We start from the raw sequence: 14,480 nt of genomic DNA, 5'->3' as shown, positions 1-14,480 counted from the left end.
GAGCCCGCGCGGCTCAGAACGCGGGCACCGTCGCACGGCCGCGAGCGGTCACCTTGTTCTCCCGGGTCTGCTCGACGTTCTCCCGGGGCTGCGCGCCCACCGGTCGGGCAACCTCGCTCAGGGGCAGCACCGACGCGGACTCGGCGACCCGTCGCCCGCTCGCGGCGTGCGCCTCCTCGCGCAAACTGCGAGCCGCGGCAACCGCCATTTCCGCCGCCCGCCACGCGCTCTGCTCCCGCTCGCGGGCTGCGGCGTGCCGGGCCGCCAGGTTGTCCCGGATCGCCCGCTGGAGCACCAGCTCCTGCTCGACCGGGTGCAGTCGCGGGTCCCAGCCGTCGCGGTGCGCGAAGACGTCGCTGAGCTGCTCCACCGACAGGTCCCGCCGCCAGTACGCGTCCAGCGCCGCCCGGTGCAGGTAGCGCTCGCGGTCCGCGTACTCGGCGGGGGTCCGTGCGGTGTGCGGCAGCGGCATGGCGGCCGCCGCGTCGAACCGCCGTACGCCAGCCTCGGCCGCCTCGTACGCCAGCCAGGCCGCTTCGACCGCCTCCTGCGCGGCAACCCACTCCGTGCGGCGGCGCTGCACCGTGGTGGTCGCCCGCTCGGCGGCCACCGCGACCTCCTGCGCGTAGCGGCTCTGCTCCCGCTCCTCCTGGGCCTGCTCAAGTTGGCTCGGCATTGCGGCGCGCCGGATCCGGGAACCCGGGTCGAAGCGGAGTCGACCGGGTCGCAGCAGGAGAGCGGAGACAGCGACGGCTACCACCCCGAGCAGGCTCAGCCAGATGACGGCGGCCCGGGAGAGGTCGGGCAGGACGGCGGAGAGGATGATTTGCATGTAACAGCACCTCGCGGTCGAAGGCGGGTATCGACGGGCGGCAGGAAGGCGCGGCAGCACCGGTCGGCCCGGTGGCGGGATGATCCGTGGACGGCGAACTCGGGTGCCGTGCGGGAGGATCAGCCGGGATCGGGCCCCGGGGATCGCCGGGCCTGGCTCAGCGGGCGGGTGGGCCGCGTCGTGCGGGGGAGCCACGGCCGGGATCGGCGGCCGGGACGTGCACCGGGCCCGCCGCGACCGGACCGGTCGCCGTGGCGGTGTCGAGCGTGCCAGCCGACGGGGCTTCAGCGGGCTGGCCGGTTCGCTCGTCGGCCGGGCCGGCGTCAGGGCTGACACTCGCCACCCGGCTGCTCACGGCGCTGGGCCGCAGCTGCGTGGGGGTGGGCGGTGGGGTCGCGGCGAGAGCGGCACCGAGGCCGACCGCGAGGACCAGCGCGGTGACCGCCAGGCGGGTCATTTCCCGCAGTGACCGCAGCACAGCCCACCTGGCTGGGCGGACGGACGCTGCGGACGACACCCGACCAACCTATCGCCCGTTCCGGCCAACCGCAGCACGGCGATGGGCGGCGCGGGCGTGACCGCCACCACCATGCGCACTGTGGACACCGCCGATCAGGGCCCGGGAACGGCAACGCCCCCGACCGGATCGGGTCCGATCGGGGGCACCGTCAATCGTCGGGGGCGCACCGCCGGTGGTGCGTGCCGGCCGACGGTGGGCCGTGGTCAGTCGCCGGTGCCGAGCACCGGGGGCGCGGCCTTCTCGTCGCCCTGCCACACCATCTCGTCCTCGGTCAGCCAGGTCAGCCGCTCGTCGGAGTCGTCGTCCTGCGCACGCCCCTGCCCGCCGAGCACGCCGGGACGACCGCCGCCGGACCCCGGCCGGGCGTTGCCACCGGTCATGGCCGGACGGCCGCCGCTGCCACCACGCTGGCCGTCGATGCTGCGCCCGACCCCGTTGGCGGCGCGGGTCTCCGCCGGGGCCGCGCCACCGCCGGTCGGTCGAGCCGAGGTGGGGGCCGCGCTGCCCGAGCCGGCGAGCGCGCCGCTGCGCAACACCCCGCCGGCCGGTGCCCCGCCCTGCGCCCCGTAGAGCAGGCCGGGACCGGTGCTCGCCGCGGTGGGCGCGCCGGCCGGCCCGGACAGCCCGACCAGCCCGGCGGCACCCCCGCCGAGCAGCGCGCCGCCGAGAAGCGGGTCGGCTCCGGCGAGGGACGTGCCGGCGCCTGGGAGGTCGCTGCCAGCGCCGGTCGGAACGGTGACGACAGCCGCCCCGCCGCCGGTGACCGCGCCGACCTCGCCCGGCGTCGAACCGTCGCCCGGCAGTTGGGCGACATGGTCGGGCGTCGAGATGGTCGCGTCACCCTTGCGCCCGGTGTCGGCGCCGGTGTGGGGGCCGCCGCTCACCCGGGCGATCGCCGAGACGCTCTGCGGCGTCGTCGGGTCCTTCCGGGCGGTGGTCGGCGTGTCCGGATCCGGTGGGGGCGGTTCGACCACCCGGTCGTAGGCGGAGATTTCGTAACTGTTGGCCAGGCCGGCGACCAGGTTCACCATCCGCTGGTGGGCCTTCTCCTGCTCGGCCTTGTCCTGCTGGTGACCCGCGATGCCCCCGACGATCAGACCGGTCAGACCGAAGACCGCGCCACCCTTGATCGCACCGCCGATCGCCTTGTCGTTGTCGTCGGTCTCCTCCGGGCTCTCAGCCTGCTTGTGGGCGTCGCGCAGATGGTCGGCCATCATGGTCAACCCCTGCCTGATGCCGGCCATCCCCTCGCCCAGCGCGTCAGTGTGGGCGACGATGAAGCTGAGTCGCCGGTGGAACTCCTGACCCGCCGAACCCGTCCAGGTGTTGGCGAGCTTGTCGAGGTCGCCGCTCAGCTCCCGGCCGAGACCGTCGAGGATGCCCTTGAGCTCGGCCCACTGGGTGGCCACGCCCTCGATCTGCTCCGGCTTGCCCGCCATCAGGCCGTCGTACAGCTGCTGGTGGCTGTTGCCCTGGTAGCGCTGGGTGTAGTCAGACACGCCCGTCCTCCTTCGGCTGCAACGCCCGGTCGACCGGGGTCAGCGCGGCGGTGACATCGTCGGCGTTCGCCGCGTTACGTGCCTCGGCGGTGCGGTAGTTGTTCAAGATCGTGCTCGTCGCCTGCTGTGCCGCCAGCACCGCCTGCCGGATCCGTTCGGCCTGGTCGACATAGGACTGGTGGACCTCGCTGTAGCGACGCGCCTTGTCGGTGGCATCGAAGAACGAGCCCAGGGCCGGAGGACGGCACTGCATCTCGGTGTTGAGCTTGCGCAGCACCGACTCGGCCTGGCTCAACCGCGACGCCAGGTGCTCGTGGAAGTCCTCAAGGGACAACAGGTCGACTTCCGTACGCCCGGCCATGGCAACATCCCCGTCGTTCTGGTTGACAACCGTCAGCGGCATCCAGGTTAGTCCACCAGTGCGACTCCGGGCGACCCGTCGAAGCTGCTCAGCCGTCGGCGTCGGTCGATTCCGTGGACCCCCCGCCGGTCCCACCGCTCGACGGGGTGCCACCGGCTGGACTCGACGATGTCGACCCCGACGGTGGCGCGGCGGACGGCGTACCCGACGGCGGTGCCGCTGACGGCGAGCCCGACCTCGGCGCGGTCGACGGCGGCGCGGTCGACGGCGGTGCGGTCGGTGCCGGGCCGTCGGCAGCGAAGACGGCGAACGCGTCCTCGCGGTCCAGCGTCGGCCCGGTCGGGATCAGTGCGAGCAGGGAGCCGGGCACCGCCAGCGGGGTGATCCCGCCGTAACCGAGCACGTCGAGGGTCTCCGCCGAAGCGAGCGGATACCGGATGCCCTGCGGGCTGATCAGGTAGATCGTCGACCCGGCGGCACCGGAACCGCTGGTCCCGGAACCGGGCGAGGCCTGCGCGATGACACCCTTGCCGCCGGGCAGCAGCACCGCCTCAGCGGTGCGTACCGCGTCGCGCCTGGTCTGGCGCACCGGCACCAGGCCCGGATCGCTGTCGGTCAACTCGGTCGGCACCCGGTCGAAGACCTCCAGGGTGGTGGTCGGCGGGCCGCCCGCGCTGCCCTTGCGGTACGTCGCGCACAGCGTGGTCTGACCGGGCTGGGCCGGGTAGAGGGCGGGCATCGTCGCCGGCACCCCCTCCTCCTCGATCCGCCGCTCCTCGAACGCCTCGCTGGCCTGGTTCGGGGTGATGTCGGTGATCCGACCGCCGTTGCTGACGAGCAGCAGAGCGGTGATCTCACTGATCGAGACGAGAGCGTCCCGGGTCAGCACGTAGTGCCGCCCGGCGGCCTTGAACACCGAACCGACGTCGTACGTCTGCCCTGCCACAGTGCGACTGCTGGGCTGACCCTCGCCGGGCAGTGACGGCCGGCGCAGCGGTGGCCCGGCCGGCACGGCGTTGAGCAGCTGCTGTCCGACCTGGAGTCGCTCGGTGCCGGCCATCCGCAGCGCCGTGATCGTGCGGGACGGATCGAGCAGCTGGAGTCGGGTGTTGTTGGTGACCAGGTACCGCTGGTCGTTCACCGAGACCAGCACCGCCCGGTCACCCAGCGGCGTGCCGCCGGGCAGCGCCCGGTCGATCACCAGCCGGGTGCTGGAGCGCTGCCGGTCGACCGGGTCAGGCACGTCGCAGACCGACCAGGGCAGGCCGGTCAGCGACTTGCGGTCCGGCAGGGCGTCCGGCGCCCCGACGATGCCGACGGTGACGCCGCGGGGCCGGTCCCGCAGCGACGCCTGGGACATCGTCCGCACCTGGGCACTCGCATCGTTCACGATGAGCCGTGCCGAGGTGTAGTTCAGCGTCGGGTGCAGCTTGCCCTCGATGAACACGTACGTCGCGCCGGTTTCCCGTTCGATGACCAGGGTCTGGTCGTCCAGCGGTGCCGCGCCACCGGTCAACTGGCCGTAGGCCCCGACCCCGCCCAGCACGATGGCCGCGGTGAGGACACTGCCGAAGACGGCCATGCCGAGACGTCGCATCGGCAGGTTGGTGGTCTCCGGATCGCCCGACAGCAAGGCGGAGACGATGCGGCGGGTGACGAAGCGGTACGCCTGCACCTGATCGCGGCGGGTCCGCATGACTTACCTCCGGCGGGGTGGATCCGCGACGATCAGGGTCGGGGTGCCGTCGCGGGCTTCCCTACGATAAGGGGCCGACTGTGGTTCCTTGGGACCACCGCTCGTGGCCGGCACCGGAGAAGACCCGGCGCAGAGTCGTACCGTGCAGGAGGGACAGTCAGCGATGACGCAGGTTCAGGCGCCACCCGTCCGAGCGGTCACGGACCCTGTCGACGTTCCGACCCGGCCGGCGCCCCCGGCCGAGCGGCCCGGCCGTGGGCGGGTCGGCCCCGTGCTGGTCGGGCAGCTCGTCGTGCTGGAGCTTTGCGTGGTCGGCGTCTGGGCCGCCACGGCCGGACCCAGCTGGGTGCTCGCCGCGGCGGGTGTCGCTTCGCTGCTGGTCCTCCTGGCCGCCTTCGCCCGCCGGGGTGGCCGCTGGTGGTTCGAGGACCTGCTGCTGCGCCGGCGTCTGCGGCGACGTGGTGAGCGGGCGTCGGCAGCGCTGGCCAGCGGCACGGCGACCGACCCGAGGTTGGCTGCGCTCGCTCCCGAGCTGAGCGTCATCGAGTTGACCGACCGAGGCACCCGGCTCGGCATCGGGCGCGACGACCAGGGCTGGTTCGCCGCCGTCGCCCTGCAGTCCGCCACCGGTGCGGCGGTCGGCTCGGTCGACGCCGCCGCCGTGGACCGCGCGCTGCGGGTGCTCGCGGACTTCAGCGCCCCGGTCTCCCGGGCCCAGGTCGTCGCGCACACGTTGGTCTGGTACCCGGCACCCGGCGCGCCGCCGGCTGCTCACCGGACCGTCTGGGTGGCGGTGCGGCTCACCGTCCGGGACGCCCGGGTCGAGGCGGTGAGCCGGGGCGGCGGGTTGACCGGCGTACACCGGACGGTGGCGGCCGGCATCGGCCGGCTCGGCAAGGCGCTGACCTCGGCGGGGCTGGCACATCGCCCACTGGGCCGGGAGGAGCTACGTGCGGCCATCGTCTCGGCCGCCGGCCTCGACCTGGTGCCCGAGGCGCCGGCCGAGAGTTGGCGTGGGTTGCGCGGCGGCGGCTGGACGCACCGTTGCATGGCTCTGCCGGGCCGCTTCGACGCGCCGCTCGGTCCGCTGGTGGACGCGATCACCGCGACCTCGGCGCCGTCGCACACGGTGGCCGTGACCGTCTCGTCGGACGGTCGGGTGGCGGCACCGCTGCTGCGGGTCGCGGCGATGGACAACCACGTCGAGGCCCTGGTCAAGGTGGTTCGCGACGTCGCCGGCCGGGTGGGCGCGTCCACCCGGCCGATGGACGGTCAGCACGGCCCGGGGGTCTACGCCACCGCTCCGGTCGCGTCGGCGCTGGGCGTCGCCACCGATCTGCGGTCGCGCTGACTGGTGCGGGGGCGAGCGGTCAGGGGCGGAGGTTGACGATCCAGCCGTAGAGGCCGCAGACCCAGAAGGCGAGCGGCACCAGCGAGACGATGAGCAGGATCTCGGCGATGTCGAGCAGGCGGCCCCAGACCGGCGAGATGCGCTTGCCGGCGACGGTCAGACCGTAGATCAGGCTGATCACCGCGGCGAGTACCAGACCGCCCAGGATCACGCCGAGCCGGACCGGCAGCGACCCACCGGCGAAGGTGGTCGCGGCGGCCAGGCCCAGACCCACGGTGCCGGCCAGCAGCACCGGGGTGCGCTGCGCCCGGCCCAGGAGGGGGCGGGCCCGCAGCAGTGCCAGCAGGGCCAGCACCAGGCAGAGCAGCACCGCGGGCAGGCGCCCGTCCAGGGCCAGCACGAGTTGCGCGCCCAGCACCAGCAGCGACACCGTCCACAGCAGGCCGGTCAGGAACGCGTCGGCGCGCTCACTCTGCTGGAGCACCTGCCGGCCGTCCACCGACTCGCTGTCGGTCTTCAGGTCCTCCGGACCGGTCGGGATCGACGGCACCGGCAGCCGGGCCAGCCGGTAGGCCATCATCGGCAGCGCCGGCACCACGCCGAACGCGACCGCGGCGACCACCGCGGCGGAGGCCGCCGCGTCGAGGTCGAGGGCCAGGCAGAGCACGGCGCCCAGGCCGGTCGCGGCCGCGACCCCGATCGCGGCGAAGAAGAGAGGGTACCGGTCGCCGACCGCCAGCACCGCCACCGCGCCGGCCACCACCGCGGCGGTCGCCGCGAGCAGGACATGCGGACTGGCCAGGTCGGTCAGTGCCCGATCACCGGCCAGCAGCAGCAGGCCACCGGTGGCCGCGTGCACCAGGCCGACCAGGGCCAGCACCGCGCCGATGCCGCTGTCACCGGCGGCCCTGGACAGCACCGCCGCGCCCACCAGCAGCGCCACCCCGACCAGCAGCGCGGCCAGCGCGCCAGGCAGGTGCGGCGGACCGGCGAAGAGGGCGGCGAGCGCGCCGGCGCCGAGCGCCGCCGCCGCGAAGACCACGGCGAAGGAGCGGGTCGCGCTGACCTGCCAGGCGCCTGGGCGCTGGTTGGTCGCGGTGGCGACCGCGTCCACCACGTCGTCGAAGACGATCTCCGGCGCGGCGTCGGACCGGGGATTGAAGTAGAGCACCTCACCGTCCCGGACGCTGAGCTGCGCCGCGGTACGACCACCGTCGAGGGGCGCGCCGCCCAACCGGGACAGTGCCCAGCCGCCGTGCCGCGCGCCCTCGTCGGCCATGTCCTCACCGGCGTAGCGCAGCAGCGTGGGAAGCAGGTCGGCCAACGGCACGTCCGACGGCAGCGCCAGGTCCATCCGGGTACGCGGGGCCACGATGGTGATCCGGCTGAGACCGCCGGTCGCCGTCTTCGTCGCCACAGTGGCCTCCAGGTGTGCGTCTGTGATCGGCTGGCTGGGATGCCGCGGTCCGGGTCCACCGCGCACACGGCAGATTACCTACGATGACGGCACGTACGATGCCCACCCGCGGGCGGTGTTCCGCGGGCCGCACGACATCAGGGCCGCTTCTGGGGAGGAGACAGCCGTGAGCACTGTGGTGTTCCGCCGGCTCCCGCGTCAGCCGGGGCCGGCCCTGCCGCGCGGGGAGGTGCTGCTGGAGTCGCCTCCTGAGCTGCCCGAGCCGACACCCCGCGGGATGGGGCAGCTGCTCATGATCCTGCCGATGTTCTGCGGTGTCGGCGCCATGGCGTTCCTCTACGCCGGCAAGGGCGGCGGCATGATGACCTATGTCGCCGGTGGTCTGTTCGGTGTCTCGATGCTCGGCATGGCGATCGGCTCGTTGGCCAACAGCGGCGGCAAGGACAAGGCGGAGCTGAACGCCGATCGCCGTGACTACATGCGCTACCTGGCGCAGATGCGCAAGCGCACCCGGCGTGCCGCCGAGCAGCAGCGGGCCGCGATGGCCTGGCGGCACCCGGAGCCCGACGCGCTCTGGTCGATCGCCGCGTCCCGGCGACTCTGGGAGCGGCGGATCACCGAGGACGACTTCGGTGAGACCCGGATCGCCCTCGGCCCGCAGCGGCTCGCCGTGGAGATCGTCCCACCGGAGACGAAGCCGGTGGAGGACCTGGAGCCGATGAGCGCCATCGCGCTCCGCCGGTTCGTCCGGGCACACTCCACGGTGCCCGAACTGCCGACGGCACTGTCGGTGCGCGCGTTCAGCCGGGTGGTGCTGCGCGGCGACCGCGAGCCGGTGCTCGACCTGACCCGGGCGGCGCTGGGGCAGCTGACCACCTTCCACGCACCGGACGACCTGGTGGTCGCTGTGGTCGCCGCACCCGACCGGCAGTCGTCCTGGGACTGGGTGAAGTGGCTGCCACACGCCCACCACAGCGGCCGGACGGACGCCGCGGGCGCGCGCCGGCTGGTCTTCGCCAGCCTGGCCGAGGCCGAAGCCTCGCTCGCCGCCGAGCTGGCCGGGCGGCCCCGGTTCGCGCCGGAGGCCAAGCCGCTGACCACCGCCCCGCACCTGGTCGTGGTGATCGACGGCGGGGAGATCTCGCCGACCTGCCAGCTGGTCGGCCCGGGTCTGCTCGGGACCACCGTGATCGACCTCTCCGGGACGGTGCCGCGCGACGCCGGCCGCTGGCTGCTCTGCCTCGACGTGAACGACGGAGGCTCACTCGACCTGGTCCGGGGCACTTCGTCGTCGACGCTGGGTCGTCCCGACCGACTCAGCGCGGAGGCCGCCGAGGGGTTGGCCCGACAGATCGCCCCCTTCCGGCTCTCCCAGCAGCAGACCGGCGGCGACGAGCCGCTGGCCCGCAGCACCGAGCTGCCGGACCTGCTCGGCGTCGGTGACGCCGCGGCGGTGGACGTGCAGAACACCTGGCGCCCGCGTGGGCACCGCGACCGGCTGCGCATCCCGCTCGGTGTCGGCCCGGACGGCAACGTGGTCGAGCTCGACTTCAAGGAGTCGGCGCACGAGGGCATGGGCCCGCACGGTCTGGTGATCGGTGCGACCGGCTCCGGCAAGAGCGAGCTGCTGCGTACGGTGGTGGCCGCGTTGGCGGTGACCCACTCGTCGGAGGAACTGAACTTCGTCCTGGTGGACTTCAAGGGCGGCGCGACCTTCGCCTCGCTGGAGGCGCTGCCGCACACCAGCGCGGTGATCACCAACCTGGCCGACGAGCTGCCGCTCGTCGACCGGATGCGCGACGCGCTCGCCGGTGAGATGGTGCGCCGCCAGGAGTTGCTGCGGGCCGCCGGCAACTACGTCTCCCGCTTCGAGTACGAGAAGGCGCGCTCGGCCGGTGAACCGCTGGCGCCGATGCCCAGCTTGTTGATCATCTGTGACGAGTTCAGTGAACTGCTCGCCGCCAAACCGGACTTCATCGACCTGTTCGTGATGATCGGCCGGCTGGGTCGGTCCCTCGGCGTGCACCTGCTGCTGGCCAGCCAGCGCCTCGAAGAGGGCAAGCTGCGGGGCCTCGACACGCACCTGTCGTACCGGATCGGTCTGCGGACCTTCTCCGCTGTGGAGAGCCGGATCGTGCTCGGCGTCCCGGACGCCTACGAGCTGCCGAACGCGCCGGGCCACGGCTACCTGAAGACGGACACCAGCACCATGCTGCGGTTCCGGGCCGCGTACGTGTCCGGGGCGTACCGGGCGCCGGGGCAGCAGGCCTCCGCCTCGCAGGCGCTGGTGCAGCGCCGGATCGTGCCCTACGGTCTCGACTTCGTGCCAGTGCAGGTCCCGCAGGTGCCGGTGACCACCGCTCCGGAGGCGGAGCAGCCGGCCGACGGCAAGGCCGTGGCGATGCTCGACGTGCTGATCGACCAGCTCAAGGGGCGGGGCCGCCCGGCGCACCAGGTGTGGTTGCCGCCGTTGGCCGACCCGCCGGGTCTGGGCGAGCTGCTCGGTCCGCTGGCGGTGGACCCGACCTACGGGTTGTGCACCGCCTCCTGGCCCGGGCGCGGGCGACTGACAGTGCCTGTCGGCGTGGTGGACCGCCCTTACGAGCAGCGTCGGGATCCGATGATGGTCGAGCTGGCCGGGGCCGGCGGCAACGTGGTCATCGTCGGTCGGTCGCTGAGTGGCAAGAGCACGATGCTGCGTACGCTGCTGGCCTCGTTGGCGCTCACGCACACGCCGCGGGAGGTGCAGTTCTTCTGCCTGGACTTCGGTGGGGGTGCGCTGCGCAGCATGGAGCGGCTGCCGCACGTGGCCGGGGTGGCGGGTCGGCGCGACGTCGAGGCGGTCCGCCGGACGGTGGCCGAGGTGGTCGCCGTCCTGGACGATCGGGAGGGTCGTTTCGCCCAGCACGGCATCGACTCGGTGGCGAGTTACCGCCGTCGTCGTGCCGCCGGCGAGTTCGCCGACGACCCGTTCGGCGACGTGTTCCTGGTGGTGGACGGGTGGAACACCCTGCGTCAGGAGTACGAGGAGCTGGAGCAGACCATCACCACGTTGGCCAACCGGGGCCTCGGCTTCGGTGTGCACGTGGTGCTCACCGCCGTGCGGTGGGCGGAGATCCGGATCAACATGCGGGATCTGCTCGGCACCAAGTTGGAGCTGCGCCTCGGTGACGCGTCGGAGTCCGAGATCGACCGTCGGGCGGCGAACAACGTGCCGGAGAAGTCGCCCGGTCGTGGCCTGACCCGGGACAAGCTGCATTTCCTCACCGCGATCTCGCGGATCGACGGCCGTCGCGACATCGATGATCTGAGCGAGGCCTCACTGTCCCTGGCCGGGCACGTGGCGGCGAACTGGCCGGGGCGTCCGGCGCCGAAGGTGCGGTTGCTGCCGCGCCGGCTGCCGGTGACGGAGCTGGCCCGGATCATCGACCGCTCGGCGCCCGGTCTCCCGATCGGCGTCAACGAGTCGGCACTCGCGCCGGTCTACCTGGACCTGACCAACGAGCCGCACCTGACGGTCTTCGGCGACGCGGAGTGCGGCAAGACCAACCTGCTGCGCCTGATCGCCCGGGGGATCACCGAGCGGTATACGCCGGCGCAGGCCCGGCTGGTGATCGCCGACTACCGGCGTGGCCTGCTGGGGGCGGTTGAGGGTGACCACCTGCTCGACTACGCCCCGTCGAACCAGGCGTTCGCCCAGGGGCTGGGGTCGATCCGCAGCGCGCTGTCCAACCGGCTGCCCGGCCCGGACGTGACCACCGCCCAGCTGCGTGATCGGAGCTGGTGGAAGGGTCCGGATCTCTACATCCTGGTGGACGACTACGACCTGGTGGCATCGGGCGGCAGCAACCCACTGAGCGCCCTCCAGGAGTTGTTGCCGCAGGCCCGCGACATCGGTCTGCACCTGATCGTCACGCGCCGCGTCGGTGGTGTGTCCAGGGCGCTGTACGAGCCGGTGCTGCAACGGCTGCGCGAGTTGGACTCGCCGGGCCTGCTGATGTCCGGCAACCGGGAGGAGGGCGCGGTCTTCGGCACGTTGCGGCCGAGCCCGCAACCGGCTGGTCGGGGCACCCTGGTTCGCCGTCGCGACGGCCAGCAGCTGATTCAGACGGCCTGGTCTGAGCCGGTCTGAGCGCTGTCGTTCGTTCGGTAGGGGCTGGTGGGCCGTTCCGGTCCGATTCACCACCATCCATCGAACGTCGCCGGTCAGGGCTGCGAGGGCTGGACACGTTCCGCTACGGTCTTCACTGGAGTGTCCGTCGGTGGGGTGTTGCTGCCTTGCCGCGGGGGAGGGGTGCGGCGAAGCCGCCACCACAACAGACGGAAGGGTGTGAAGCATGGCGTTCGAGGTCGAAGCTGCGACTCTGCATACCGCCGCGAGTGACGTGCGGTCCACGCGCAGCGAGGTCGACGGCGAGCTGAAGAAGCTGTGGAACGTGGTCGACGACCTGGCCATCGCGTGGAAGGGTCAGGCGTCCACGGGCTTCCAGTCGCTGATGACGCGCTGGAACGAGGACACCGTCAAACTGCTGACGGCGATGGACAGCATCGCTGACCTGCTCGACAAGTCGGGTACGACGCACCAGGTCAACGACGAAGAGCAGCAGCAGATGCTGGACAAGTTCCACTCTGCTCTCAACCCGTGATCCGTAGCCGGCAGAGGAGGAAATCGTGACGATCAAAGTTGACTATGCGGTCCTCGAGAGCAGCAACCAGCAGATGCAGGCCATCTCGAAGACCCTCGAGGAAAAGCTCGACACGCTGCGGTCGATGTTGACCAAGCTGCACTGGGACGGCGAGGACCGGGTTGCCTACGAGCAGCACCAGGCGAAGTGGGACGCGGCGGTCCGGGACATCAACCGGATCCTGAACGAGATCGGCGGTGCCGTGGGCATCGCCCGCGAAAACTACCTCACCACGGAGATGAGCAACTCCAAGGTGTGGAGCTGAGGCATTCGCACAAGCGGCTCCGGTCCGGTTCGCCCGGCCCGGAGCCGCTTTGTGTCTGGCGTTGGCGGGCGTCGGCGTCGGGCTGCGGTGCCCAGCTCAGCCGGCGCTTGGTGCGTCGTTGCGTCGGCCGGGGCGCCAGTCGCGCCGGCGGCCCAGGGTCATGATCGGTCGCGCGAGCAGCAGCAGCCCGGCGAGTAGCCCGCCGATGACCGCAGCCCAGATCGCTGTGGGGCGCTGCCAGCTCAGCGGGTCGTCCCGCACGGCGGGCGCCGGGAGCGCGCCGGCCGGCGGGTTCGCCCGGGTGCCGAGCAGGCTCGACACCGCCCGGTACGGGTTGACCATCCCGTGCCCGATGTCGGCGTTCTGACCCTCGGGTGGGTTGTCCGCGGTGCGCTTCAGCCGATCCGCTACCTGCTGCGGGTCGAGACCGGGGTAGGCGGCCCGGACCAGCGCGGCCGCTCCCGACACGTACGCGGCGGCGTAGCTGGTGCCGCCCTCCGGCACGGTGCGGTAGCCGCTGTTTCCGGGTGCCGGCCCGACGATGTTCATCCCGGGAGCGGCGATGTCGACGTAGTCGCCGCTGATTGAGGTGCCGACGTGGCCGCCCTGCTCGTCCACCCCGCCGACCGCTATCACCCCGGGGTAGGCGGCCGGGTAACCCGGCAAATTCTGCGAATCTTCCGACCGGTTGCCCGCGGCGGCGACCAGCACCACCCCTTTGGCCAGCGCGCGCTCGACGGCCGCCGTCAGTTCGGGGCGGGGAACCGTGGTCAGGGACAGGTTGATCACGTCGGCGCCCTGCTGGACCGCCCAGTCGATGGCCGCGGCGATCTGCGCGGGGAGTTGCGGGTTGTTGACCGCGCCGAGTTGCGGCAGCACCCGGATCGGCAGGATGCGGGCGGCCGGGGCGATGCCGCTGAAGGGGACGACGGTGCCCTCCCGGCCAGCGATGATGCCCGCGATCAGCGTGCCGTGCCCGGCCTCGTCGCACTGGCCCTGGCGGGCCGGCAGGCCGTTGAAGTCGCGACCCTCGAGCACCTGCCCCTTGAGGAGCGGGTGGGCGGCGGAGACTCCGGAGTCGATCACGGCCACCGTGATCCCGGCGCCCCGGGACAGCGGCCACGCCGAGGACGGCTCCAGCCGGCGGAGCGCCCACGGCATCTGGGTCAGGCTGTCGGTGCCGGTGGGACCGCAGAGGGGCGGCGCGGCGCTCGCGGGGGAGGGTGCCACCAGGCCGGCGCCGAGCAGGACCGCCAGCGTTCCACTGAGGACGCCGCGGAGGGCACGGCGGGACGGGGTCGCGCTCAACGACGGGCATTCGCGCACCCGCAAAGGTTACCGCCGTGACCGTTGGTCAGCGGCCCCGGTGACCGGGGTCAGGCCCGGGGCTCCGCCTTCGCTGTGGACGCGTCGGCGAACAGCGCGAGCAGGTCGCCGACCTGCCGGTCGGCCTCGGCTGGGTGGCGGAACCGGCCGGCCGGGTTGAGGGTGTATTCGTTGCGTCGTCCGACCCGGGTGCGGTGCAGGTAACCGTCCGCCTCCAGGTCGGCGACGATCGCCTGCGCGGCCCGTTCGGTCACCCCGACCTCGGCTGCGACGTCACGCAGCCGGGCGGTCGGATCGCGGGCGATGGCCAGCAGGACGTGCCCGTGATTGGTGAGGAACGTCCAGTTCCGCCCACTGCCGGTGTCGCCTGTCACCGTGCTCGCCATCGTGTGACCGCCCTTTCGGATGTCCGTCTGCCCTCGCGAGAGTCTGGTCCGGCGCCCCCCCCCCCCCCCCCGGGGGGGGCCGGGGGGGGGGGGGGGCGGGGGCGGGGGGGGGGGAGAGCGCGGGCGAGAGGCGCGGAGGTGA

The 14,480-nt window shown here is 72.8% G+C and carries 12 protein-coding genes; 4 read left to right on the top strand and 8 right to left on the bottom strand.

What is annotated here, in order from left to right; genetic code table 11:
- Positions 1-13: 13 nt before the first annotated feature.
- From ACGF3C_RS01725 to eccB, 5 genes are all read right to left on the bottom strand, one after another.
- Positions 14-832: a hypothetical protein gene (locus ACGF3C_RS01725; protein WP_393217771.1), complete on the bottom strand. Its 819-nt coding sequence runs from the start codon at positions 830-832 to the stop codon at positions 14-16.
- A 157-nt stretch (positions 833-989) separates the two neighbouring features.
- The gene (locus ACGF3C_RS01720; RefSeq protein ID WP_393217769.1) at positions 990-1,289 is read right to left on the bottom strand and encodes a hypothetical protein; all 300 of its coding nucleotides are present in this window, start codon (positions 1,287-1,289) and stop codon (positions 990-992) included.
- 266 nt (positions 1,290-1,555) lie between these two features.
- Positions 1,556-2,851 (bottom strand): WXG100 family type VII secretion target, encoded by a 1,296-nt coding sequence (locus ACGF3C_RS01715; protein WP_393217767.1) that lies wholly within the window; start codon positions 2,849-2,851, stop codon positions 1,556-1,558.
- Entirely contained in the window at positions 2,844-3,254 is a 411-nt protein-coding gene (locus ACGF3C_RS01710) for a hypothetical protein (RefSeq protein ID WP_355004994.1), read from the bottom strand. The genes ACGF3C_RS01715 and ACGF3C_RS01710 overlap by 8 nt, the downstream gene beginning before the upstream one ends.
- A 46-nt stretch (positions 3,255-3,300) precedes the next feature.
- On the bottom strand, positions 3,301-4,908 hold the full coding sequence (eccB, locus tag ACGF3C_RS01705; RefSeq protein ID WP_393217765.1) for a type VII secretion protein EccB: 1,608 nt from the start codon (positions 4,906-4,908) through the stop codon (positions 3,301-3,303).
- Between the two features lie 163 nt (positions 4,909-5,071).
- Between eccB and ACGF3C_RS01700 the strand changes: the two genes are divergently transcribed.
- The gene (locus ACGF3C_RS01700) at positions 5,072-6,259 is read left to right on the top strand and encodes a type VII secretion protein EccE (RefSeq protein WP_393217763.1); all 1,188 of its coding nucleotides are present in this window, start codon (positions 5,072-5,074) and stop codon (positions 6,257-6,259) included.
- Positions 6,260-6,278: 19 nt separating this feature from the next.
- Here the strand turns inward: ACGF3C_RS01700 and eccD are convergent, their stop codons facing one another.
- Complete coding sequence (gene eccD, locus ACGF3C_RS01695; protein ID WP_393217761.1) at positions 6,279-7,676, bottom strand: type VII secretion integral membrane protein EccD; 1,398 nt, start codon at positions 7,674-7,676, stop codon at positions 6,279-6,281.
- 166 nt (positions 7,677-7,842) lie between these two features.
- On the opposite strand from eccD, the gene eccCa reads away from it, so the two are divergent.
- The 3 genes from eccCa (at position 7,843) to ACGF3C_RS01680 (ending at position 12,626) form a co-directional block, all read left to right on the top strand.
- Positions 7,843-11,808 carry a type VII secretion protein EccCa gene (eccCa, locus tag ACGF3C_RS01690; protein WP_357224406.1) on the top strand — a complete coding sequence of 1,322 codons (3,966 nt, stop codon included), beginning with the start codon at positions 7,843-7,845 and terminating at the stop codon, positions 11,806-11,808.
- 205 nt (positions 11,809-12,013) lie between these two features.
- Positions 12,014-12,322, top strand: a complete 309-nt coding sequence (locus tag ACGF3C_RS01685; RefSeq protein WP_030329557.1) for a WXG100 family type VII secretion target — start codon at positions 12,014-12,016, stop codon at positions 12,320-12,322.
- Between the two features lie 25 nt (positions 12,323-12,347).
- Positions 12,348-12,626: a WXG100 family type VII secretion target gene (locus tag ACGF3C_RS01680; RefSeq protein ID WP_030329555.1), complete on the top strand. Its 279-nt coding sequence runs from the start codon at positions 12,348-12,350 to the stop codon at positions 12,624-12,626.
- A 96-nt stretch (positions 12,627-12,722) separates the two neighbouring features.
- Here the strand turns inward: ACGF3C_RS01680 and mycP are convergent, their stop codons facing one another.
- A complete protein-coding gene (gene mycP, locus ACGF3C_RS01675) occupies positions 12,723-13,952 on the bottom strand; it encodes a type VII secretion-associated serine protease mycosin (RefSeq protein ID WP_393217757.1) in 1,230 nt (409 codons plus the stop codon).
- Positions 13,953-14,002: 50 nt separating this feature from the next.
- Positions 14,003-14,338, bottom strand: coding sequence for a MarR family winged helix-turn-helix transcriptional regulator (locus ACGF3C_RS01670; RefSeq protein ID WP_355005000.1), 336 nt, complete (start codon positions 14,336-14,338; stop codon positions 14,003-14,005).
- Positions 14,339-14,480 lie beyond the last annotated feature (142 nt).

Origin of the sequence: Micromonospora sp. NPDC047762 (assembly GCF_043204655.1) — a bacterium.
Taxonomy (GTDB): Bacteria; Actinomycetota; Actinomycetes; order Mycobacteriales; family Micromonosporaceae; genus Micromonospora.
Note: the sequence above shows the minus strand (reverse complement) of the source record. Positions and strands in the feature narration are given on the sequence as shown.